The sequence below is a fragment of the Variovorax sp. MPBD4-3 genome (assembly GCF_058809745.1).
Map to the genome: position 1 here is coordinate 1 of NZ_JBXASW010000084.1, position 21,800 is coordinate 21,800.

A 21,800-nucleotide genomic window follows, 5' to 3' on the forward strand; every position below is an offset into this window, starting at 1 on the left:
GCCGGCAACGAGATGCGCTTCGAGGACAAGAAGGACGCCGAGCAGTTCTACCTGCATGCGCAGAAAGACATGCTGGCGGAAATCGAGAACGACCTGACCACCACGGTGCTGGCCGGCAACGAGCTCCACACCGTCACCAAGGGCAATCGCACCGTCAAGGTCGACACGGGCAACGAGACCCACTCGGTCAAGGGCACGCGCGCGCTGGAAGTCATCGGCAACGAGACGCACGACAACAAGGCCAACTTCACGCAGACCGTCACCGGCAACTACGAGCTCAAGGTCACGGGCAACCTGGTGATCGACGTGACGGGCACGCTGCTCATCAAGTCGGCCCAGACGCTGGACCTGAAGGCCGGCACCGACCTGGGCGCCAATGCCGGCGTCAACTTCAAGGCCGAGGCCGGCGTGGCGCTGTCGGCCAAGGGCGGCGCCTCGCTGTCGAACGAGGCGCCGTCGATCAGCAGCAAAGCATCGGGCATGAACGCCGTCGAAGGCGGCGGCATGGTCACGCTCAAGGGCGGGCTGGTGAAGATCAATTGAACGCCATGGCTCTTCCTTCTTCCTCGCCTCTTCCATCCGCGCCCGGCGCGGAGGTGCGCGAGGCCGTGGACGATGCGGGCCGCACGGTGGTGCGCGCATCTTTCCTGGGCGACGTGCCGCACGGTCCGATGCAGGTGTTTTCGGCCCCGGGCAAGCCGGCGATGGACGCGGCCTACCAGGCCGGCCTGCCGCACGGTGCCATGCGCCTGTTCGACGAGCGCGGCCAGCTGCTGCAGGAAACCCAGCGCGTGGGCGGCGTGGCCGAAGGCGTCACGCGCAGCTACTACCCCAGCGGCAAGCTGATGCAGACGCAGACGCATGTGCGCGGCGCGCTGCACGGCGAGGCCGTGTCCTATGCCGAGTCGGGCGACGTCAGCGCGCGGCTGCGCTACGTGGCCGGCCGGCTCGACGGCGACGCCGCCTACTTCCACGAAGGCCGCATGGTGCGGCGCGAAAACTACCGCGCCGGCCTGCTCGACGGCGAGGTGCTCGACTACCTGCCGGGCGGCGGCGTGGCGCAGTCGTCCACCTACGTGGCCAACGTGCTGCACGGGCCGCTGCGGCGCTTCTGGCCCAACGGCCAGCTGATGGAAGAAATCGCCTACCGCCAGGGCAAGCCCTGGGGCAGCCCGCGCCGCTTCGACGACGCCGGCCGCGAGATCGTGGCCGCCACCGCGCCACCGGGCTTCATGAAGAGCCTGGAAAAACTCGTGAGGGGGAGCTGAGCCATGGGAATGCATGTGTGCATGGGCGCCACGCTGCAGTGCAGCTTCGGCGCCGCGCCTTCCACCCTCGGCGTGCTGCCCGTGGCCGGCGTGGTCACCAGCAGCGTGCCGGCGGCCACCATCATGGACAACAAGCCTTTCGTCAACATCCTGCCCTTCGGCACCTGCAACAGCATGGCGAACCCGATGGTGGCGGCCGCCACCGCCGCCGCGCTCGGCGCCTTCACGCCCATGCCCTGCATTCCGGTGACCGCCGCGCCGTGGGCGCCGGGCTCGCCCACCGTGCTGCTCGGCAACATGCCCGCCCTGCAGGACAGCTCCAAGCTCGCCTGCAGCTGGGGCGGCGTGATCCAGGTCGTGGTGCCGGGCCAATTCACTTCCATGGTTCCCTGAACCGGTCACCGCTTATCTCCGCCCACCCCATGTCGCAATACGTTTTCACGATGAGCTCCCGCATGGTCGCCATCACGGCGGTCTGCCTGGTGCTGCTGTGCGTTCTCCTGTTCCTGATGGGCATCGAGATCGGCAAGCTGCTGGCGCCCACGCCCGCCCCTGCCGCCGCCGCCGTCGCGGCGCCCGCGCCGATGCCTTCTTCTTCGCCGTTGCCTTCGCCCGCGCCGGCTCCCGCCGCCCCCACCCAATGACCAAAGTGATTCCAAGCATGTCGAACAACGCACGACAACTCACGGGCATGCACGTCGCGCTGCGCCGCCTTGCCCTTCCCGCCTTGCTGGCGTTCGCCGGGCTGTGCGCCAGCAGTGCCGCCGGCGCCGCGGGCGAACGCCCCGTGGCGCAGGGTGTTCTCACCACTCCGGCAGTTGCAGCGCCGGTGGCGGCGCCTGCGGCGCCCGCGGCCGACGCACCGGCCGCGCCCCCCGCGCCGGTGCTCACCAACGGCCTCGTGCGCGTGCCCGACGGGCGGCTGCTGGCGCCCGACATCGCGCGCATCGTGATGCGCGGCGAGCTGGTGGTCGCCATGCTCAAGGTCGACACGCCGCCGTTCTTCTTCTTCGACGACAGCGGCCAGTGGACCGGTCTCGAAGTGGGCCTGGCGCAGTCGCTGGCCAAGGAGCTGGGCGTCAAGCTGCGCATCAACCGCGACGCCGGCACCTTCAACGCGGTGGTCGACCTGCTGGCCAACGGCCAGGCCGACCTGGCCATCAGCAAGCTGTCGCGCACGCTGGCGCGCACGCAGACGATCGCTTTCAGCGACGCTTACCTCACGCTGAACCACTCGCTGATCCTGAACCGCGTGAAGTTCGCGCAGCTCTCGCGCGGGCGGCCGCTTCCGGAGGTCATCCGCAACTTCGACGGCAGCATCGGCGTGATCGCGAAGTCGTCGTTCGCGGACTACGCGCGCACCAACTTCCCGCACGCCAAGGTGCAGGAATTCGCGACCTGGAACGAGGTGCTCGCAGCCCTTTACAAGGGCGAGATCGTGAGCGCCTACCGCGACGAGTTCGAGGTCAAGCGCGTGCTCAAGGCCGACCCCACCGTCTCGCTGGTGCTGCGCACCGTGACGCTGAAAGACCTGGAGGACACGCTGGGCATCGGCGTGGCCGTGACCGACACCACGCTGCTGGCCTACGTCAACCAGTTCCTCGCCCAGCGCACCGAAAAGCTGGACATCCAGAAAGTGCTGCAGGCGCTCGACCGCTGAGCCGCCGCAACGCACTCGCACCCATCATGAATTCCTCCAAGTTCTACGCCTTCGTCCTCAACCCCTGGGTCGTGATCATCAGCCTGGGCGCCGGCGTCGCCTTCGGCATGCTCGCGCCCGCGCTGGCAACCACGCTGGGCTTCGTGGGCGACATCTACGTCGACCTGCTGAAGATGATCACCCTGCCGTTCATGGTCTCGGCCGTGATCTTCAGCCTGCAGCGGCTGTTCCGCGACGGCGGCACCGCCAGCCTGCTGGGCCGCGTGGCGCTGGTGTTCCTGGCGTTCTCGGCCTTCGTGGCCATTGCCGGCGCGGCCACGCTGCTGATTCTTCGCCCGGGCGAGAACCTGCCCAGCACCACCATGCAGACCTTCGGCCAGATCGTCGGCGGCGACCTGAGCGCCAGCGACACGGCCATGAACCTGCGCGGCGTGGACGAAGTGAAGAAGACCGCCAGCTTCGCCGACCTGCTGGTGAGCCTGGTGCCGGCCAACATCTTCTCGGCGCTGGCCAACGGCGACACGCTGAAGACGCTGGTGTTCGCGCTGCTGTTCGGCCTGGCGGTGGGGCATGTGCCCACGCGCATCTCCGACGGCCTGACGCAGGCGCTGGAGACGGTCTACCACGCCTGCCAGACGCTGATGCGCTGGCTGAGCTTTCCGCTGCCGGTGGTGCTGTTCTGCATGAGCGCGGCGCAACTGGGCAAGACGGGCATAGAGCCGCTGCGGGCGATGGGCGCCTTCGTGGTGGCCTTCCTGGTGGTGTCGGTGCTGCTGCTGGTGGTGGCCGCGGTGATCATCTGGAAGCGCTCCAACGGCACGCTGGGGCAGACGCTCAATGCGCTGCGCGGCCCCTTCGCGCTGGCGCTGGCCACGCGCAGCAGCGCCACCTGCATGCCGATCATGATCGAGAGCCTGGTCACGCGGCTGGGCTTCGCGCGCTCGCGGGTCGAGCTGCTGGTGCCGCTCACGGTGTCGCTGCTGCGCATCGGGCCGGTCGTGTACTACGTGTGCGCCACGCTCTTCATCGCGCAGATCTATGGGCGCTCGCTGTCGCCGGTGGAAATCGGCATCGTGCTCACGTCGTCGGTGCTCGCGGGCTTCGCATCGGCGGGCATGACGGGGCTGGTGACCGTGTCGCTCATCGGCATGACCTGCACCTACCTGGGCCTGCCCTTCGAGGCGGCGTTCATCCTGTTCCTGGCGGTGGACCCGGTGTGCGACATGCTGCGCACGCTGGTGCTGGTCATCGGCAACACCGCGGCCGTGGCCGTCGTGTGCCCGCGGCCGTTGAAGATCTAGGGAACACGCGCTCATGTCACGCATCGGCGTTCTCGGCGGCATGGGTCCATCGGCCACGGTGGACTTCATGGAAAAGATCATCCAGCTCACGCCCGCCACGCGCGACCAGGAGCACCTGCCGGTGATCGTGGCCAACCTGCCGCACGTGCCCGACCGCTCCAGCGCCATCCTGGGCACCGGGCCCGATCCGCTGGCCGCGCTGCTGACCGGCATCGACGTGCTCAACAGCATCGGCGTGGGCGTGGTGGCCATTCCCTGCAACTCGTCGCACCACTGGTACGCGCAGATGGTCGCGCACAGCCGCGCGCCGGTGATCCACATCGCGCAGTCGTGCGTGGCCGCCATCGCCACCGCGCCGGCGGGCCGGGCGGCGCGGGTGGCGGTGCTCGCCACGCGCGGCGCGCTGGCCTCGGGCTTCTACCAGGAGGCGCTGCGCGAGCGCGGCATCGACTTCCTCGTTCCCGATGCCGCCACCGGCCAGGACCATGTGGACGCCTGCATCCGCGCCGTGAAGGCCGGCGACGTGCGGGCCGGTGCGGCCGCCTTCGAGCTTGCGCTGCAAGCACTGGCCGCCACCGGCGCCACCGCCGTGATCATGGGCTGCACCGAACTTCCCATCGCAGCCCACGCCGCGCACGCCGCCGATCACAGCGCGCTCACGCTGATCGACAGCTCGCTGGAGCTGGCCCGCGCCACCGTGGCCTTCGCGCTCGACAAGGGATGGAACAAGCCGACATGGGTTTCCTGACGCGCATGTCCCACAGCCTGCTCGCCCTGCTGATGTGCATGGCGGCAGGCGGCGTCGCGGGCATCTTCGCGCCCGCGCTGGGCGACGTGGCCTACACGGCGGCGCAGGTGTACCTGTCGATCGTGAGCATGGCGGCCATTCCGCTGCTGGTGGTGGCCACCTTCTTCGGCCTGCGCCAGACCATGGGGCTGCCGTTTCCAGCGCGGCGCATCGCGATGATCGCGGGCCTGGCGCTGCTGCTGGTGGCGAGCTGCGCGGGCACGGGCCTGGCACTGGGCTGGGTGAACTCGCCCGGCGCGCACCTCGACGCCGACCTGCGCGAGCACCTCGGCGAACTGGTGCAGAAGGCCGGCGACGGCGGCGACATGGAAATGCGGCTGTACGACGGCGGCGTGCAGGCCACGCCGGTGGAGCGCCCGCGCGCCACGCTGCTGCCCGACAACTTCTTCCGCGTGCTCGTGGAGGGGCGCTCGCTGGGCATACTTTCTTGCGCTCTGCTGTTCGGGCTGGCCTTCGCGGCGCTGGCGCGCACGCAGCACAACGCGCTCAACCACATGTTCGAGGGCATCTACCGCACGCTCGAACTCATCATCGCGCGCGCCAACATCCTGCTGCCGGTGGTGGCCTTCGGCATGTCGGCGCATGTGTTCTCGCAGACCGACGCGGTGACGATCCGCGCCATGAGCGGCTTCCTGCTGCACTTCGTGGTGCTGGTGGCGCTGCTGGGCATGGCGGCCATCTGGGTGATCCACCGGCGCGGCAACCAGCCGCTGGTCGAGGTGCTGCAGCACCTGAAGACGCCGATGCTGGTGAGCCTGGTGTCGTCGAGCACCACCGCCAGCATTCCGCACACCATCGAGGCGATGAGCGCGCGCCTGGGCTTCAGCCGCGGCATCGTGGAGCTGGTGGTGCCCACGGCCTCGGTGTTCCTGCGCGCGGGCTCGGCGCTCTACTACGTGCTGCTCGCGCTGTTCGTGGCCAACCTGTACGACCGCACGCTGAGCGCGGCCGACATCGGAATGATCGGCACCGGCGCCACGGTGGCGGCCTTCGCCTCGGCCGGCAACAACAGCCTGACCAACGTGGGCTACGCGGGCATCGTGCTGTCGCTGCTGCAGTTGCCCATAGAAGCCGCGCTGGCGCTGTTCCTGGCCATCGACCTGATCTGCGAAGGCCCGCGCAACCTGCTCACGCTGCTGGCCAGCTGCGCGCTGATCGCCATCGTGTCGGCCGGCCTGCCGTCGGAGCGCGTGGCCGCGCCCGCCGCCCATGCGGCGCCCGTGCAGCCGCTGCGCTTCGTGCTCACGCGCGGCAACGTCTATCTGCTGGCGGGCTGCAGCGTGCTGGCTTCCCTGCTGATCCTGCTGATGGGCATTGCCGTGGGTGCGCGGCAGGCCGTGCAGCCCCCCGCCGCGTACGCGACTTCCGCCGCGGCGAACCCTGGAATATCGCGATGAACCGGACTTCGACTTTCTTCAGATGGATCGCCGCCGCGCTGCTGCTTGCGCAACTGGCCGCATGCGGCAGCCTCTTTCCCAAGGGCACGCGCGTGGACTGGAGCGAGCTCACGCTGTCGGCCGCGTCCAACGCCAACCAGAACAGCCCGGTGGCGGTCGACGTGGTGATGGTGCTCGACGAGGCCATGCTCGCCCGCGTCACCGAACTCTCCGCCGCCAAGTGGTTCGGCGCGCGCGCCGACCTGCAGAAGACCTTCCCGCAAAGCCTGTCTTACCTCTCCTGGGAGCTGGTGCCGGGGCAGACGATCCGCGTGCCCGCCAGCGCCATCGGCTCGCCGCGCGTGGCGGCCGTGCTCGTCTTCGCGAACTACACCACGCCCGGCGCCAATCGCGTGCGGGTGGAAGACCTCAAGGGCGCCGTCATCGCGCGCTTCGACATCCAAAGCTTCGACGTGTCGACCACGCGTTGAGCAACCCGGACCTTTCAACAGTGAACACCGCTCCCATCACCGACCGCGTCGAGTGGCATGAAGGCATGCTGCTGTCGCCGCAGCACTTCCAGCAGTTCTCCGCGCGCATGGACTCCCTCGTGGCCTGGCAGACGCTGGCCGCCGCTCCCTTCAGCTGGGGCGTGCGCCGCCTGGTTTTCGACCAGGGCCTGCTGCCCGCCGGCATGCTGCGCGTGCTCGCGCTCGAAGCCATCCTGCCGGACGGCACCGCCGTGCAGTACTCGGCCGCCGAGGCCGCGCACGGCGCGCTGGAGCTGTCGCTCGCGCCGCACCAGGAACAGCTGGCCAACGAGCCGCTCGACATCTACCTCACGCTGCCCGTGAACGCGCCCGCGCGGCACCGCTCCGCGACCGTGCGCTTTCGCTCGGTGGCCGGCGCGCCGGTGGAAGACGCGGTGTCCGACGCCGAGCCCGCCAACATTCCGCGCATGCTGCCGCGCCTGGCGCTGAGCGCGGGCGCGGTGCCGCCCGGAACGCATGTTCACCTGCGGCTGGGCCAGGTCTTCAAGGACAACGAGGTGGTGAAGCTCGGCGACGCGCAGCCGCCACTGCTGGAAGTGGCGCGAGACAACCCGCTGTGGACGGCCGCCGCCGGCCTGCTGGGCCAGTTGCGCGGCAAGGCCGCCTTCGTCGCCAAGCAGACGGCAGTGCCGTCTTCGCGCGTGGACGACCGGCTCGCGCACCTGGAGCTGAAAGACCGGCTGCGCAGCCTGCTGTCGGGACTGCCGCATGCCGAGGCCGTGCTGCGCACGCCGCACCTGCATCCGCTGCCGATGTACTGGTCGCTGTGCGCGCTGCTGGCCTCGCTCAGCCTGCTGCGGCCCGGCGGCCTGCCGCCGGTGCCGATGGACTACGACCATGCGAACCCTTCGCTCGTGTTCCAGCCGCTGCTGCTGGCGCTGCGCGACGCGGTGTCCGAAGTGAGCCAGGAGTACCGCGAGCACAAGTTCGAGTTCCGCCACGGCGCCTTCGAGACCACGCTGCAGCCGCAGTGGCTGTCGGGCGCGCGCATCGTGATCGGCCTGCGCGGCCAGTCCGACAAGGACCTGCTGGCCTGGATGGACAGCGCCATCGTCGGTTCGCAGTCGGCCTATCCGTCGCTGCGCGAACGCCGCGTGCTGGGCGCGGTGCGCCGCCCCATCGAGTCGGCCGACGAACTGGGCCTGCGCCCCGGCTCGGGCTACCTGCTCTACGCCATCCAGACCAGCGCCGCGCTCACCGTGCCCGGCGAGCTGCTGGTGATCGCCAACGCCAACGAAGGCGCCACCGCGCAGCCTCCGCAGGAAATCGTGCTGTTCATCAAGGACTGACCCCATGGCACGCACCCTTCCCGACCTTGCGGTCGACGACCACATCACCAAGCAGTTCCGCGCCTTCTACGACGAGATCGTGAAGGCCCGCGACCGCACCGCCGATTCGCGCGAGACCGACCCCGACCTGGTGGCGCAGTCGCTGGCCCGCCACCTGGAAAACCTGCTGGAGCTGCAGTCGCTCGAATCGCGCCGCGACAGCACCCGCTTCGAGCTCGAGAACGTGGCCGACGCGCGCTACCTGAAGGCCGCGCTGGCCGACGAGATCCTGCTGCACACGCCGTGGATCGGCCGAGAGCGCTGGACCGCGCACCTGCTGGAGTCTTCGCTGTTCCGCACCAACATCGCGGGCGACCTGGTGTTCAGCCGCATCGAAGAACTGCTGTCGGGCCGCGAGCCCTCCAAGCGGGACATCGCGCGGCTTTATCTCTTTGCGCTGGCCCTGGGCTTCCAGGGCAAATACCGCGGCGGCAGCGAGGAAGCGCGGCTGCTCGGCTACCGCGAGGAGCTGTTCCAGTTCGTCTACCAGCGGCCGGCCGATTTCTCGGGCCGCGACCGCGTGGTGTCGGAGCGGGCCTATGCCAGCACGCTCTCGCACATCGCGCCGCGCAAGCTGCCCACGCTCAGCCGCTGGACGGTGCTGTTCCTGCTGAGCGCCGCCACGCTGCTGGCGGTGTCGGAGCTGCTGTGGCTGTGGCAGTCGTGGCCGGTGCGGCAGGTGCTGCAGCCGGGTGCGGTCGATGCATCGGGGGCGTACCAGCGATGAACGACATGCGCCATTCAACGAGCCCCAGGAGGTCGTCGCCATGCTGACGGACCAGCTCTTTCTCATTTCCATCGCGGTTCTGACGCTGGTGGTGCTGCTCGTGCTCGGCATGGTGCTGTACTTTGCCGCGCGGCGTTCGCACGCCAAGCCTTCGAGCGACCCGAAGGTCGCGCGCATCCGCTTCGACTCGCTGCGCAGCTCCTTCCGCCAGGCGGTGGAGCTGATCGAAGGCAACATCGCCTCGCGCGCCGACCGCTACGGCATTCCATGGATCATGCTGCTCAACGAGGGCGACGACCACCGCCAGCTGCCCATCGAGCAGTCGGGCGTGGCCAGCGCGCTGAGCACCGAGTCTGCCTCGGCCGCGGCCACGCAGGGCATCTCGTGGCACTTCTTCGACCGCGGCGTGGTCATCGACATCCAGGGCGCCTACCTCGGCTCGCCCGACGACGACGATGCCTCCGAGAAGCCGTGGGACGAGTTCCTCGGCATGTGCCGCGCCTACCGGCCGCAGCGGCCGTTCGACTCGGTGGTCATCACCATTCCCGCCGCGCTGCTGATGGACGACAGCACCGACGGGCGGCTCGAACTCTCCAAGCGCGCCAAGCTCGCGCACCGCCGCCTGTGGCTCGCGCAGAACCGCTTCGCGATGCGCTTCGCGGTGTATGTGCTCATCACCGGCGCCGAACAGCTCGAAGGCTTCAGCGCCTTCGCGCGCGCGCTGCCCGAGCCGCTGCGCGCGAGCATGCTGGGCTGGTCTTCGCCCTACGACCTGTCGACCACCTACCAGCCGGGCTGGGTCGACGAAGCCGTGGGCACGGTGGTGCGTTCGGTGTCCGACGTGTCGGCCGAACTGTTCGCCACCGACACCGCGCCGCAGGGCGCCGGCCCGCAGCTGCTGCTGCCTTCGCGCATCGAGGCGCTGCGCGGCCAGTTGCAGCTGTACGTCGACGAGCTGATGCGCCCGAGCGCCTACCACGAGCCTTTCTTCTTCCGCGGCATCTACCTGACCGGCGACGCCGGCGAATCGGCGCAGGCCGTGGCCGCCATCGACGCCGAACACGACGCCTACGGCCGGAAAGACCTGGAGCCCATCGGCGGCGACCTGATCGCGCAGCTGATGCGCCAGCCGGCGTTCCTGCGCGACCTGTTCGAGAAGAAGATCTTTCTCGAATACGGCCTCACCCGGCCGTCGCGCACGCAGACGCTGGCGCGCCCGGTGCTGCACCGCGCGCTGCGCTGGACGGCGGTGATCTTCCTCGGCGGCTGGGGCATCGGCCTGGTGGTGGCCACCTGGCAGCTGCACCGGCACAACGGCACGCTGGTGTCGGCGCTCTCGCAGCTGCAGCACGACGCGCAATACCGCATGCGCGCACAGCAGCGCGGCGAGGCCATACCCACCGCGTGGTACCGCAACAAGGCACTGTCGCTGCTGGCCATGAACGAGCGGCTGCGCACCGACGGCACCTATTCGTTCTTCATGCCGGGCTCGTGGCGGCCCTTCGACGACCTGAACGAGCGGGTGATCGAGCGCATCGAGCGCGAGTTCGGCGACATCGCGGTGAGCACGCTGCGGCGCGAGCTGATGGCCCGCGTGAGCCAGTTGAGCGGCGTGGAGCAGGACGAGGCGACCGGCGAATTCATCGTCGGCGCCAGCTGCGGACTGCCGCCGAGCTTCAGGACCATCGGCGACGCGCCGCGCAAGAACGGCCTGCTGGTGGAAGACCAGCCGGAGTTCGGTGCGCTGCAGCGCTACCTGGGTTCGGCCGAACAGCTCGACGCCGCGCTGCAGGCGGTGGAGCGCCTGCGCCAGCCTTCGACCGGCAATGCCGAAGACCTGCGCGTGGCCGTGCGCTACGCGCTGGGCGCCGAACTGCCCGCCGACCTGAGCCGCAACCTGCGCTACTTCCGCCAGGCGGCCGAGGGCAATGCGCTGTCGATTCCACTGGTGCCGGTGCAGTCGGCGCTGCGCTGCGCGCTCGACAAGGGCACGGCGCAGCTCGATGCACGGCTGTTCGCGAACAACGAACTGCTGGTGTCGGAGCAAACACTGGCGCGGCTGATGCCCTCGCTGGCCGGCAACGGCACCTTCGCGCGCACCACGGCCAGCTACCGCGAAGTGATCGGCGCCATCAAGGACCAAGAAGACCTGGTGGCCTCGGGCAAGGGCGGCTGGATGCGCCAGCCAGTGCTGGTGCTGGGTGCCTCCTACGACCGCACCATCGCGCGCATCGAGCAGAACCGGCTGCTGGGGCAGGAGTCGGCCGATGCCGTGCGCGGCCACGCGCAAGACGCCTTCCAGAAATTCCGCGCCGAGTTCAACCTGCGCTTCGGCGGCGCGCAGCCCGGCCTGCTGTGGCAGGACAAGGACGGCCGCTTCGTGCTGGCGCCCGAACGCATCGCGCTGCGCGACGCGCTCACCGCGCTGCTGGCGCAGCCCTTCATGGCCGCCGCGCGCGACCGCGAGCTGCCCGGCGCGGGCCTGCGCGCAACAGCCGCATGGGACTTGCCGCGGCTCGACCAGGCCCTGGCGATCGGCGACATCCGCAAGCGCTACATGGCCGAGGGCATGACGGCCTTCCCGCCGACGGTGCGCCCGGCCGTGGAGAGCGCGCTGAACGCGCACTTCGCGCAACTGGTGGTCGACCAGGTGGCCGAGGCCGCGACCGGCGCGAACGACGGCATGCGCCCGGTTTCGTCCACGCTGATGGCCACCGACACGCAGGCACTCGCCTACGAAGCCTCGCGCCAGCGGCTCGCCAAGATCCAGGCGCTGCTGTACGAACTGGGCGCCGGCCCGCGCGCCGAAGACCTGCGCGCGCTGGTGTCGCGCGACGCGCTGCAGCGCCTCGAAGCCGTGGACGAGGCCTTCAACCAGTCGGAGCTGTACGCCATGCGCGGGCGCGACTTCCAGGGTTGGCGCGGCGAGCGCGGGCCGATGCTGGTGGCCTTCGGCGTATCGGACACCGGCTCGCTCGCGGCCTACCTGAGCCAGCAGTTCAACCGCACCGAAACGCTGGGCAAGCTGGCCGACGGCTACATCGCGGCGCTCGACGGCGCGGGCGCGGGCTCGGTGCTGGCGCAGCGCTGGCAGGCCATCAACCGCGACCTGGAGCGCTACCGGCTGAAGAACCCGAACAGCAGCCTGCTGCTGCTCGAGCAGTTCCTGGGCACCACCGGCGCCGAGATCGACCGCGAGACCTGCGCCGCCAAGCTGGCCGGCAAGGCGCCGGCGGCGCGCATCGGCGACTACTTCGCCGACCGCCACCAGCAGATCTACAGCGCCCTTCTCGCGCGCTGCTACGAGCTGCAGTACGGCGACCAGCAGGAACTGTGGACGCAGTTCTCCACGCGCTTCAACCGCTCGCTGGCGGGGCGGCATCCGTTCGGCGCGGCCACCACCGCGCGCGCCTTCGACCTGGCCGACCCGGCGGACGTGAACGACCTGTCGCGCGCCTTCGATCCGCTGGCGCGCGCGCTGAAGGAAAGCCGCGTGGACGGCGCCGTGCGCACCGCCGCCATGCCGGGCGCGGCGGCGCGCCGCTTCGCCGACCAGTTCAGCCGTGCGCGCGACTTCCTGCTGCCGCTGTTCCCGACCGACGAAGGCGGCGCGCCGGGCTACGACCTGAGCGTGGACTTCCGGGTCAACACCATGGCCGAGATCGAAGGCAACAAAATCATCGACTGGTCCTTCGAGGTCGGCGACCAGGTGCTCAGGCAGCGCGACCCGCCGCGCACGCTGCGCTGGGAATACGGCATGCCGGTGGCGCTGGTGCTGCGCATCGCGAAGGACTCGCCCGTGGTCGCGCGCGCCGATCCGCAACAGCCCGCGCTGCTGACCGATGGCCAGAGCGTGAGCTTCCGCTTTGCCGATCCGTGGGCGCTGCTCACGCTGGCACAGCGGCAGCGCGAAGGCGATTCGCTGCAGCGCCCCGACGGCCGCTCGCAACTGCTGAAGTTCGAGTTCCCGCTGGTGGCCCAGTCGGCCGGCGACGCCGCCCAGACGCCGGCCGGCGGACGCGCGCGCGTGTTCCTGCGCGTCGCGGCCAGCCCCGCCGGCAAGAAGAACGCCCTGATATGGCCCGCCGCCTTCCCGGCGCGCGCGCCCGAATGGAACACCCCCTGATGGCCGCCCTGCTCTCCCCACTGAACAACGAAGCCGCCGCCGACGGCTTCGCGCCGGACATCGCGGCATTTCTTGCGCCGCTGGCCATCGACACCACCGAAGGCCCCGCCGGTCCGTCGCTGCGCTACGACCCCGTGTACGCCCGCATCCGCGAGGCGCGCACAGAAGAAGACGCCAGCCTGCCGATGGGCGAATGGACCCGCCCGCTCAAGAAGGCCGACTGGCGCGCGGCGGAGATGCTGTGCACCGAACTGCTGCAACGCCGCAGCAAGGACCTGCAGGTGGCCGCATGGCTCACCGAGGCCTGGCTGCATCGGCACGGAATCGACGGGCTGATCGCCGGCGCGCGGCTGCTCGAAGGGCTGGTGAGGGAATTCTGGGAAGGCGTGCACCCGCGCATCGGGGACGACGGCGACGCGGACATGCGGGCGGCGGCGTTCGTGTGGGCGAACGATACGTTGGCGCAGGTGCTGCTGATGCGCGTGCCGCTGCTCGCGTGGCCCGACTTCTCTCCACCCTTCATCAACCTCGGCGACTGGCAGCGCGCGCTGACCACCGAGTTCGGTTCCGGGGCGGGCGCTTCCGCAAGCAGCGCCAAGTCCAAGGGGAACGCCAAGGAAGTGATCGAGGAGCCGAGCGCGCAGACAGTGTCACGCCAGGACATCCTCGATCGCGCCCTGCGCGAGCTGCATGCGCTGGCCGCACTCGACGACCGGGTGGCGCTGGCGGCCGAGGCCTGGCGCGACCTCACCGCGCTGCTCGACGAACGAATGGGCATCGATGCACCCAGCCTGTCGAAGGTGGCGGAGATGTTGGCACGCATGCGGCAGGCGCTGCGCAGCCTGCTGCAGGAGCGCGATCCGCGCGACCAGCCGAAGCCCGCCGCCCTGCCGCCAACGCCCGCCTGCGTACTGGAAGACGATATGAGCGAAACACTGCACACCATCTCGCCCCCTCTCATCGCCGTTGTCTCCACGCCGCTGCAGCAACCCGCCGCCAACGGCCGCATCGGCAGCCGCGCGGAGGCCTACCAGTTGCTGGAGCTCGCCGCCGAATACCTGCTGCGCGAAGAGCCGCACAGCCCCACGCCCTACCTCGTGAACCGCGCGGTGGCCTGGGGGCGCATGCCGCTGCCGCAGTTGATGCAGGAAGTGCTGCGCGAGGACGGGGATCTGAACCGGTTCTTTTCGATCATTGGCGTGCGGCCGGACGCCTGAACGGAGCTTTGACCATGCCTCGCTATCTCAAACGCACGGGCAAAAACCTGTATGTCGACGGATTGCACCTGCTCTCTCTCTGCGAAAGACTGACGAAGGATGCCGCGCTGCCGGGCGCCCCCGCGGGCGGTGGGACGCCAGCGGCCCCATACACCATGGACACTGCCGGTGCCTGGGTCGCACGCTGGCGCCAGTCGACGCGAGAGGGCATGGTCTATTACAAGATGGCAGGCCGGCTCGTCAGCAAGAACCACAAGGTGTACATGGGGGATGTAGGGCCTGCTTACCTGCAATCCACAAGCATTCTCGAGAGCTCGCTCAAGGCGTTTCGATCCAGATATGGCAGATTGCCCAAGCTCAATCTGAACTACCGCTATGCAATCACTGCAATCTCGGTGATCAAGGCTTCGCTCGGGCTCAACCATGTGGCGTGGCAGAACTTGCGGATCGAAAAGACAGGCACGCCTCCAGCGAACTGGACCGCGTCCGTCCTGAGCGCACACCTGGTAGACATGGCAAAAGTCTCGGGTGCCGCGTCAAACGATCCCAACGACTACATAGACGAGAAGGACAGGTTGCTGCTCCAGGAATGGGCCGCCAAAAACGCGATCCACGATCCTCAATATCAGTTGCTGGCGCAACGGGTGGTGGACCCCGGCCTCATCTACGCCAAGAGTGCCGAAAGCGTCTATGGAGGCACTCGGCCGGCCCCCTGGAATGAAATACGCCACTCCCCTTTGCTCGCCAAGGCGGTTCGCTCGCTCATGAAGGGGGAGTCTCCGTCGCTGACAACCGGCACGGGCGGATACGACAAGGACTACGCACGCAAGCAATTGCTGCTGCCGGTGATGACCATGGCCATCTTCCACGCGGAGCCGGCAAGAAATCCGCGGGCATGGCCGATCAACCTGATGATTCTTGACCTTGCGGAGGCCAGCACGGCGCGTTTCACGTGGGACGCGATCCTGTGGCATCCGTTGGCGATTCCGCAAGCGGCCACGACGGGCGCGGGCCGTGTTCTGGCCACGCCTATGAACGGTCCGCGGGGCCAGCACGCTCGCGCAGTGCCAATCGTGGGGCGTCAGCCAACGGCACAAGAGAAGATAGAACATGCACTCGCCGAGCGCGCCATCGTGCCTATTACCAACACGCTCAAGCTGCATCTCGTTGGCGGATTGATCCCGGCGAGCCCAACCGACGGTGGCCGAATAGGCGGGCGACCGCTATGGTCGCAGAACAAGTTTGCCGCGACCCAGCCTTTCGACTTCATCCATCAGAAGGAAATCGATGTGTTGTTGCCATGGTTGCTGAGATTTCCCGAAATCGCGACCCATTGGAGCATTCATGACCCGACGGCACCGGACGCCGCATTCGTTCAACCTGCGGACGTGCTGCGGCGCCAGATTGCAGGTGATCCCGCAACCACCACCGGCTTGATCAACATCGCGGCACGCTTGCAGACCCGGATCGGCACCCTCGACTACATGCAGCCCTAGTCGGCGGCGCGGCAGTACCTGTCCGGTGCTCAAGCCGCTGCGCGACGGCCTGCGCCCACCAGCAGCAGCGCAACAGCCCATTTTTCTACCAGATCGCTATCGATCATCGGGGCTTCCAATTTCCGGCCCCACCATGTCCCAGCCTCCCAAAGCCACCTACTTCGACGACCTGCATGCACCGCAGGTGTTCGCGGACGAAGTCTCGGGCTACTGGGTCAATGCGGGCTGCGTCCACATCACTCTGGATGCCAGCCGCGTCGACCACAGTTCCGACCGTTGCTCCGTCAACCGCGCCGCGGTGCTGCGGCTCACGCTGCCGATCCCCATCGCGCAGGTGCTGGCCGTCAGCCTCTACGACTTCCTGAAGCAGCGCGAGCTCGTCCCGGCGCCCGGCAACGGGCATTGACGCGACAAAGAGCGCTGCGGCGGGCCTTGGGCCGGCGTCCCAAATTTCTCCGAGATAGGCCGCGAAGATGAGAGGCATTCTTATCTACACAGCGAGTCACCGTTGAACCCGAGACGCCAGAACGCCGCCGACGCCACCCCTTCACTCACTTCCTTGCGGCGAGCCGCCCTGCTGGTGCTGTGGGCCGCCGCACAAGGCAGCAGGGCCCACGCGCAGGACGCGCAGGCCACCCAATCCGGCGAAAGCGCAGCGCTGCCGACGGTGACCGTCACCGCCGACGCGCAGGACGACACACCGCAGCACCTGAGCGCCAAGGCTGGTGCCGGTGCTCTGGGCACCCGATCGCAACTGGAGACACCCTTCTCGACCACCGTGGTCCGCAGCGAAGACATCGCCGAGCGCCAGGTGTCCAAGCTAGGCGACGTGTTCGCGCTCGACGCCTCGGTCTCTGACAACAGCGGGGCCTACAGCAGTTGGGCCACCTACATCTCGGTGCGCGGCCTGCCGCTGGACTGGCAGAACGGCTACCGCATCAACGGCCAGCCTTTTCTCAGCTATGCCATCACCCTGCCCTACGAGCAGTTCGAACAGATCGAGCTGCTCAAGGGCTCATCGGGCTTCATGTACGGCTTCGGCTCGCCGGGCGGCATCGTCAACTACGTGACGAAGAAGCCGACCGACCAGCCGGTGCGCAGCATCGAGGTCGGCTACAAGACCGCCGGCGTCTGGAGCGAGCATGTCGACCTGGGCGGGCGCTTCGGCACCGGCGATCGCTTCGGCTACCGGCTCAACGCCACGCACGAGGAAGGCAAGACCTACAACGACGGCAACGTGCGCCGCAATTCGGTGTCGCTCGGCCTCGACGCGAGGCTCACCGACAAGCTCACCTGGACCTTCGACTCGCTCCACCAGAAGCGCCTGACCACCGGCCAGACACCGTCGATCTACCTGGGCAGCTACACAGGCACGAGCCTGCCCGCGACCATCGGCGCGAACAACGCCAGCCTCGTGGGCGCGGGGCAGCACCTGTCCACCGACTTCACCCTCTACTCGACCGGCCTGCAGTACCAGCTGTCGCCCGACTGGACCTTGAGCACCAGCTACAGCCACAGCAGCGCCACGCGCAGCCGCAACGAAGGCATCGCCTACCTGCAGGACGCGAGCGGCAGCTACGACGACTACCGCTCCGACAGCGCCGAGGGCCATCGCTTCAACCAGTGGCAGGCCATGGCCACCGGCAGGCTGCGTACAGGCGGCTTCGAACACCAGGTGACGCTGGGCGCTTCGTGGCAGAAGCAGGTCAACTACTACAGCAGCAACGCCGTCTACCAGCTGATCGGCACCGGCAGCATCTTCCGCCAGGACACCAACGGCTACACCAGCGTCACCGGCTTCACGCCCTACCGCAACAGCGACATCACGCAGCGTGCGCTGTTCGCGAGCGACACGCTGAAGCTGTCCGACAGGTGGTCGGTGCTGGCCGGCCTGCGCAGCACCACCTACGAGCAGAACGGCTACGACACCACGGGCACGCAGACCGCCACCTACCGCAAGAGCGACGTCGTCACGCCCACGCTGGCGCTCATGTTCAAGCCCGCGCCCGGCACCACGCTCTACGGCAGCTATGTCGAGTCGCTGGAGCCCGGCAGCACGGTGAGCAACCTCTACGCCAACGACGGCCAGTTGCTCAACCCGCTGAAGAGCCGCCAGTACGAGCTGGGCCTGAAGACCGAGCGCGAGCGCTGGAGCGCCACCGCCGCGCTGTTCCGCATCGAGCGCGGCGCGGAGTACGCCAACAGCGCCAACGTGCTGGTGCAGGACGGCCTGTCGGTCTACCAGGGCGCGGAGTTCGGTGCCTCCACGCGGCTGGGCTCGCAGTGGCAGCTCGGCGGCAGCCTGATGCTGCTCGACGCCTCCTACCGGCGCGGCAGCAGCTACACCGGCAACCGCGTCGCGGGCGCGCCGAAGATGATCGCCGCCGCGCAGGTGGGGTACGACGTGGCGCAGGTGCCTGGCCTCAAGCTGTCGGCCGACATGAAGTACACGGGCGGCACCATGCTCGACGCGTCGAACCAGCTCAGCCTGCCGGGCTACACCGTCGCCAACATCGGCGCGAGCTACACCACGCGCATCGGCGGGCGCAACACCACCTTCCGCGCGGCGATCAACAACGTGACGAACCGGCGCTACTGGGAGTTCCAGTACGACAACTACATCAAGCCCGGCGACCCGCGCACCTTCAGCCTGAGCGCGAAGCTCGATTTCTAGGACCCGCACATGAACACTCTCCTCCAGCGAATGGCTCTGGCAGCCGGCGCGCTTTGCATCGGCATGGCCTGCGGCGCGGCGCACGCGGCATCTCAGGCACACGTGGTGTCCAGCACCTGGCTGCCCGGCGGCAAGTACGCACTGGTCTACGAGTTCGAGGGAGCCGAGTACATGACGGTCACGGCGGACCCGCCGGGCGCGTGGATCAGCGTGGCTCAGCCGGAGCGTGATCCGAAGCGCGATGCGGAACCTGTCGCGCAGGCACCGGCGCCGACAGTCGCGCGCGCCGAGGGCTTTCCCGAGTCGGCAAGCTATGTCGGCGGCTTCTTCATTGACCCCCTGGCCGCGGCGTTGCGCGCCACCGGCCTGGGCCTGCTGCTGAACGGCGACTGGCCGCATGGGCCGAGCCGCTTCAACCGCTGAAGCAGCGCACAACCGATGCGCCGGCCGTCCAATTTTTCTCCCGTTTTGAAGCCCAACATGGCAGCCATGAACAGCCCCTGGCATCGCGACACACACGGCGCTTCGCAAGCGCTCCGATTCAGCGGCCCGCTGCCCACCGCAGTCGCGACCGGCCAGGCACAGAGGCGCTCGATGCAAGCGCGATGGAACAGGGCGCCTGCCGCGCGCACGGCCCGGCAGGGCTGGCGCCGCAGCGCATGGATGCCGCGGCTGGCGGGCCTGCTGGCGTTCGGCGCGCTCGTCGCCGGCATGCTGGTGGCCGGCAGCGAAACCTGCACCGCGCAAGAGACCGACGAGGCGGGCAACTACGCCCGGTCGACCCTCGCGCCCATCATGGAATCGGGGACAAGCACGGCGTCCGCGCGCAAGCATGCCGGCACCTGCAGGCACGCGCGCAAGGCGGGCCACCTCGCGCATCCGAAGCCGGCGCTCTGAGCATCTCGCGCATGCTCCGGCCGGTGCCCTTCTTCAGTGCGTTGCTCGTGGAAGCCGACCCCGCGGTCGCCCGGCGCATGCTGCGCATCCTCGGCGCGATCGCGCCAGGCCGGCATGCGCCGCACGTGTCCACGCCGGAGGAAGCCAACTACCTGCTGGCAGCCTTCTCGTTCGAGCTGGTGTTCGTCGACATGCAGCTTCATCCCCAGGGCGAGGGCGCACGGCTGATCGCGCGCATACGTGCGGCACAACCTCGCGCGCAGGTGGTCGCGATGTCGGACATGGACAACCGCGACCTGGTGCGCCGAGCCTTCGCCGCGGGCGCGACGGGCTATCTGCTGAGCGATGCGCAAGACGCGGAGATCGCTTGTGCGCTGCGCGCGCTGGAAAGCGGTGGCGTGGCGCTGGACCCGCGCGTGGCGCGCCGCGTGCTGGACATGCTGGCCGTGTCGATGCGGCGTGGTGCCGGTGCCCGCCCCGATGCGGCGGAACCTCCGCGCCGGCTGAGGCCGCGCGAGCTGCAGCTCCTGCGCCTGATTGCCGACGGACTGAGCAACAGGCAGATCGCCGACGCGCTGGAGCTTTCGATCCACACCGTGGAGTTCCACGCACGCAACGCGTATCGCAAGCTGGAGGTCAAGTCCCGGACCCAGGCAATCCTCGAAGCGTCGCGCCACGGTCTTCTGGGCTGAGGCGCTGTTGCTCCAGCACCGTGAATGTGAGGGACGCAAGGTGCCTGGCGTCCCACAACAGGAACATCGCCATCAGCGCCGCGTCTCCCACGGCCAGCGCGACAAGGGTGCGCCAGTCCAGAAGCCAGTCGAGGAAGGTCATGGATCGATAGGTGTGATGAATGCGAGGCCTCCAGCTTGCGGCCGGCGCATTGCCCACGGATTTCAGCGTGTTGCGGCTTCTTTGCCGCACCGGCCGGACGGCGTTGGGTCAGGCCTCGGGCGTGCGCGTAACTGCGGGCACGAACATGTAGCCCTCGTTGCGCACCGTGCGGATCAGGTCGGCACGCGCTTCGCCGGAGGCCAGCTTGCGGCGCAGGCGGCTGATCTGCACATCGATCGCGCGGTCGTACGAATCGCTTTCCGCGCCGAGCGCGTACTGCACCAGCTGGTCGCGCGTAAGCACGCGGCGCGGATGCTCCACCAGCGCGCGAAGCAGGCGGAACTCGCCGTCGGACAGGTCCACGGGCTGGTCCTTCGGGTCGTGCAGCAGGCGGGTTTCGAGGTCGATGCGCCAGCCCGCGAAGTACAGCAGCGTGGCAGGCGCATCGCCCGCCGCTTGCCGCACGGCCGGCGCGGCCTGGGCGGCAGAAGGCTTGGCCGCGCGCCGCAGCACGGTGCGGATGCGCGCCAGCAGCTCGCGCGGGTTGCACGGCTTGGCCAGGTAGTCTTCGGCGCCGATCTCCAGGCCCACGATGCGGTCAATGTCGGTGCCCACGGCCGACAGCATGATGACCGGCGGCCCGCCGATGCGCTGCAGCTCGCGCAGCGCGCTCAGGCCGTCTTCGCCGGGCATCATCACGTCGAGCACGATGAGCGCGTAGTCGGCCTGTGCAAGGCGTTCGCGCATCTCCGCCGGATGGCCGGCCCCGTCGACCTGGAAGCCATGCTTTTCCAGGAAGGACGCCACCAGGCTGCGGATGCCGGCGTCGTCGTCGACGATGAGGATGCGGGTGGACAGGTTCACGTTGCGGCGGATCGGGTAGCGGATCATAGGCCGGGCGCCACCGCGGTCCGAAGCCCTCGTACGTTGAAATGAATTGAAATACGCTGAAATCCGGCCGCAACATGCGCTGCCCAGACTCAGCCCGCTGACAGCCGGGAGCAAACGATGGACAAGCACAGACCGAGCCGCACCGGCGTGACAGCGCTTGCCGTCCGTGCCAGCATCGCCCCATGAACTCCCAAGGTACCGCGCGCCGCTGGCCGGGTCCCCCGCTGGCCCTGCAGATCACCGGCCTGTTACTCGCGGGCCTGGTGGTGGCGCAGATCGTGACGCTGGCACTCACCGTGCTGCTGCCGCCCGAGCCGCAGCGCCAGTGGGAGCTGGGCGACATCGCACGCGTGCTCTCGGGCCGTGCCGCCGAAGGCCGCAATGCGAGCCTGCTGCAGCGCTCGCTGCAGGCAGGCGCGCCCGAGCCCAAGGGCCAGGGCTGGCTCACCTCCGAACGCTCGCGCCGCGACCTCGCGCAACTGCTGGAACGCGACGAGAGCGAGGTGCGGCTCTACTTCTTCACGCCGCTGCCCTTTGCCGGCACGACAGGGCCGGTGGCCGACGCGGGCAAGGCGTCGGGGTACGGCATCCGCCAGGCATCGTCCGTGCCCACCGGAGGTGGCTTCCTTCGGGTACAGATGGGCGG

The 21,800-nt window shown here is 68.9% G+C and carries 21 protein-coding genes; 20 read left to right on the top strand and 1 reads right to left on the bottom strand.

What is annotated here, in order from left to right; translation table 11 throughout:
• The 19 genes from AC1RVW_RS28480 to AC1RVW_RS28570 all read left to right on the top strand — a co-directional run.
• Positions 1–543: bacteriophage T4 gp5 trimerization domain-containing protein (locus AC1RVW_RS28480; protein WP_493203987.1), on the top strand; the 543-nt coding region annotated here is incomplete at its 5' end.
• Positions 544–548: 5 nt separating this feature from the next.
• The gene (locus AC1RVW_RS28485; protein ID WP_493203989.1) at positions 549–1,268 is read left to right on the top strand and encodes a toxin-antitoxin system YwqK family antitoxin; all 720 of its coding nucleotides are present in this window, start codon (positions 549–551) and stop codon (positions 1,266–1,268) included.
• Between the two features lie 3 nt (positions 1,269–1,271).
• Positions 1,272–1,661, top strand: coding sequence for a DUF4280 domain-containing protein (locus AC1RVW_RS28490; RefSeq protein WP_493203991.1), 390 nt, complete (start codon positions 1,272–1,274; stop codon positions 1,659–1,661).
• A 29-nt stretch (positions 1,662–1,690) separates the two neighbouring features.
• Positions 1,691–1,912 carry a hypothetical protein gene (locus AC1RVW_RS28495; protein WP_081270804.1) on the top strand — a complete coding sequence of 74 codons (222 nt, stop codon included), beginning with the start codon at positions 1,691–1,693 and terminating at the stop codon, positions 1,910–1,912.
• Entirely contained in the window at positions 1,909–2,928 is a 1,020-nt protein-coding gene (locus AC1RVW_RS28500; protein ID WP_234382434.1) for an ABC transporter substrate-binding protein, read from the top strand. The genes AC1RVW_RS28495 and AC1RVW_RS28500 overlap by 4 nt, the downstream gene beginning before the upstream one ends.
• A 26-nt stretch (positions 2,929–2,954) precedes the next feature.
• Positions 2,955–4,229 carry a dicarboxylate/amino acid:cation symporter gene (locus AC1RVW_RS28505; RefSeq protein WP_081271735.1) on the top strand — a complete coding sequence of 425 codons (1,275 nt, stop codon included), beginning with the start codon at positions 2,955–2,957 and terminating at the stop codon, positions 4,227–4,229.
• A gap of 13 nt (positions 4,230–4,242) precedes the next feature.
• On the top strand, positions 4,243–4,977 hold the full coding sequence (gene cuyB, locus AC1RVW_RS28510; RefSeq protein ID WP_493203994.1) for a cysteate racemase: 735 nt from the start codon (positions 4,243–4,245) through the stop codon (positions 4,975–4,977).
• Complete coding sequence (locus tag AC1RVW_RS28515; protein WP_493203996.1) at positions 4,965–6,434, top strand: dicarboxylate/amino acid:cation symporter; 1,470 nt, start codon at positions 4,965–4,967, stop codon at positions 6,432–6,434. The genes cuyB and AC1RVW_RS28515 overlap by 13 nt, the downstream gene beginning before the upstream one ends.
• Positions 6,431–6,904, top strand: a complete 474-nt coding sequence (locus AC1RVW_RS28520; RefSeq protein ID WP_493203998.1) for a hypothetical protein — start codon at positions 6,431–6,433, stop codon at positions 6,902–6,904. Before AC1RVW_RS28515 ends, AC1RVW_RS28520 begins: the two co-directional genes overlap by 4 nt.
• Before the next feature lie 20 nt (positions 6,905–6,924).
• Positions 6,925–8,253 (top strand): type VI secretion system baseplate subunit TssK, encoded by a 1,329-nt coding sequence (gene tssK, locus AC1RVW_RS28525; RefSeq protein ID WP_267898702.1) that lies wholly within the window; start codon positions 6,925–6,927, stop codon positions 8,251–8,253.
• A 4-nt stretch (positions 8,254–8,257) separates the two neighbouring features.
• Positions 8,258–9,019, top strand: a complete 762-nt coding sequence (locus AC1RVW_RS28530) for a DotU family type IV/VI secretion system protein (protein ID WP_493204000.1) — start codon at positions 8,258–8,260, stop codon at positions 9,017–9,019.
• A gap of 40 nt (positions 9,020–9,059) precedes the next feature.
• Positions 9,060–13,145, top strand: a complete 4,086-nt coding sequence (locus AC1RVW_RS28535) for a type VI secretion system protein (protein WP_493204002.1) — start codon at positions 9,060–9,062, stop codon at positions 13,143–13,145.
• Positions 13,145–14,362 (top strand): type VI secretion system protein TssA, encoded by a 1,218-nt coding sequence (gene tssA, locus AC1RVW_RS28540; RefSeq protein ID WP_493204004.1) that lies wholly within the window; start codon positions 13,145–13,147, stop codon positions 14,360–14,362. Before AC1RVW_RS28535 ends, tssA begins: the two co-directional genes overlap by 1 nt.
• A 14-nt stretch (positions 14,363–14,376) precedes the next feature.
• Positions 14,377–15,858: a hypothetical protein gene (locus AC1RVW_RS28545; protein WP_493204006.1), complete on the top strand. Its 1,482-nt coding sequence runs from the start codon at positions 14,377–14,379 to the stop codon at positions 15,856–15,858.
• A gap of 133 nt (positions 15,859–15,991) precedes the next feature.
• Positions 15,992–16,264, top strand: a complete 273-nt coding sequence (locus tag AC1RVW_RS28550) for a hypothetical protein (protein WP_081271728.1) — start codon at positions 15,992–15,994, stop codon at positions 16,262–16,264.
• A gap of 153 nt (positions 16,265–16,417) precedes the next feature.
• Positions 16,418–18,532, top strand: a complete 2,115-nt coding sequence (locus AC1RVW_RS28555; protein ID WP_205367983.1) for a TonB-dependent siderophore receptor — start codon at positions 16,418–16,420, stop codon at positions 18,530–18,532.
• Positions 18,533–18,541: 9 nt separating this feature from the next.
• Positions 18,542–18,955 carry a hypothetical protein gene (locus AC1RVW_RS28560; RefSeq protein ID WP_493204008.1) on the top strand — a complete coding sequence of 138 codons (414 nt, stop codon included), beginning with the start codon at positions 18,542–18,544 and terminating at the stop codon, positions 18,953–18,955.
• Between the two features lie 171 nt (positions 18,956–19,126).
• Positions 19,127–19,429, top strand: coding sequence for a hypothetical protein (locus AC1RVW_RS28565; RefSeq protein ID WP_159053744.1), 303 nt, complete (start codon positions 19,127–19,129; stop codon positions 19,427–19,429).
• A gap of 11 nt (positions 19,430–19,440) precedes the next feature.
• Positions 19,441–20,121: a response regulator transcription factor gene (locus tag AC1RVW_RS28570; RefSeq protein ID WP_106937328.1), complete on the top strand. Its 681-nt coding sequence runs from the start codon at positions 19,441–19,443 to the stop codon at positions 20,119–20,121.
• A gap of 250 nt (positions 20,122–20,371) precedes the next feature.
• Here AC1RVW_RS28570 and AC1RVW_RS28575 read toward each other — a convergent pair whose 3' ends face one another.
• Positions 20,372–21,154: a response regulator gene (locus AC1RVW_RS28575; protein WP_081271723.1), complete on the bottom strand. Its 783-nt coding sequence runs from the start codon at positions 21,152–21,154 to the stop codon at positions 20,372–20,374.
• 182 nt (positions 21,155–21,336) lie between these two features.
• Between AC1RVW_RS28575 and AC1RVW_RS28580 the strand changes: the two genes are divergently transcribed.
• The coding region (locus AC1RVW_RS28580) for a hypothetical protein (protein ID WP_493204011.1) at positions 21,337–21,800 on the top strand (464 nt) is incomplete at its 3' end.

What these genes read in the sequence shown, in the direction of transcription:
- AC1RVW_RS28485 (WP_493203989.1), top strand. Translation starts at nt 549, where the DNA reads ATGGCTCTTCCTTCTTCCTCGCCTCTTCCATCCGCGCCCGGCGCGGAG.
- AC1RVW_RS28490 (WP_493203991.1), top strand. Translation starts at nt 1,272, where the DNA reads ATGGGAATGCATGTGTGCATGGGCGCCACGCTGCAGTGCAGCTTCGGC.
- AC1RVW_RS28495 (WP_081270804.1), top strand. Translation starts at nt 1,691, where the DNA reads ATGTCGCAATACGTTTTCACGATGAGCTCCCGCATGGTCGCCATCACG.
- AC1RVW_RS28500 (WP_234382434.1), top strand. Translation starts at nt 1,909, where the DNA reads ATGACCAAAGTGATTCCAAGCATGTCGAACAACGCACGACAACTCACG.
- AC1RVW_RS28505 (WP_081271735.1), top strand. Translation starts at nt 2,955, where the DNA reads ATGAATTCCTCCAAGTTCTACGCCTTCGTCCTCAACCCCTGGGTCGTG.
- cuyB (WP_493203994.1), top strand. Translation starts at nt 4,243, where the DNA reads ATGTCACGCATCGGCGTTCTCGGCGGCATGGGTCCATCGGCCACGGTG.
- AC1RVW_RS28515 (WP_493203996.1), top strand. Translation starts at nt 4,965, where the DNA reads ATGGGTTTCCTGACGCGCATGTCCCACAGCCTGCTCGCCCTGCTGATG.
- AC1RVW_RS28520 (WP_493203998.1), top strand. Translation starts at nt 6,431, where the DNA reads ATGAACCGGACTTCGACTTTCTTCAGATGGATCGCCGCCGCGCTGCTG.
- AC1RVW_RS28530 (WP_493204000.1), top strand. Translation starts at nt 8,258, where the DNA reads ATGGCACGCACCCTTCCCGACCTTGCGGTCGACGACCACATCACCAAG.
- AC1RVW_RS28535 (WP_493204002.1), top strand. Translation starts at nt 9,060, where the DNA reads ATGCTGACGGACCAGCTCTTTCTCATTTCCATCGCGGTTCTGACGCTG.
- tssA (WP_493204004.1), top strand. Translation starts at nt 13,145, where the DNA reads ATGGCCGCCCTGCTCTCCCCACTGAACAACGAAGCCGCCGCCGACGGC.
- AC1RVW_RS28545 (WP_493204006.1), top strand. Translation starts at nt 14,377, where the DNA reads ATGCCTCGCTATCTCAAACGCACGGGCAAAAACCTGTATGTCGACGGA.
- AC1RVW_RS28550 (WP_081271728.1), top strand. Translation starts at nt 15,992, where the DNA reads ATGTCCCAGCCTCCCAAAGCCACCTACTTCGACGACCTGCATGCACCG.
- AC1RVW_RS28560 (WP_493204008.1), top strand. Translation starts at nt 18,542, where the DNA reads ATGAACACTCTCCTCCAGCGAATGGCTCTGGCAGCCGGCGCGCTTTGC.
- AC1RVW_RS28565 (WP_159053744.1), top strand. Translation starts at nt 19,127, where the DNA reads ATGCAAGCGCGATGGAACAGGGCGCCTGCCGCGCGCACGGCCCGGCAG.
- AC1RVW_RS28570 (WP_106937328.1), top strand. Translation starts at nt 19,441, where the DNA reads ATGCTCCGGCCGGTGCCCTTCTTCAGTGCGTTGCTCGTGGAAGCCGAC.
- AC1RVW_RS28575 (WP_081271723.1), bottom strand. Translation starts at nt 21,154, where the DNA reads ATGATCCGCTACCCGATCCGCCGCAACGTGAACCTGTCCACCCGCATC.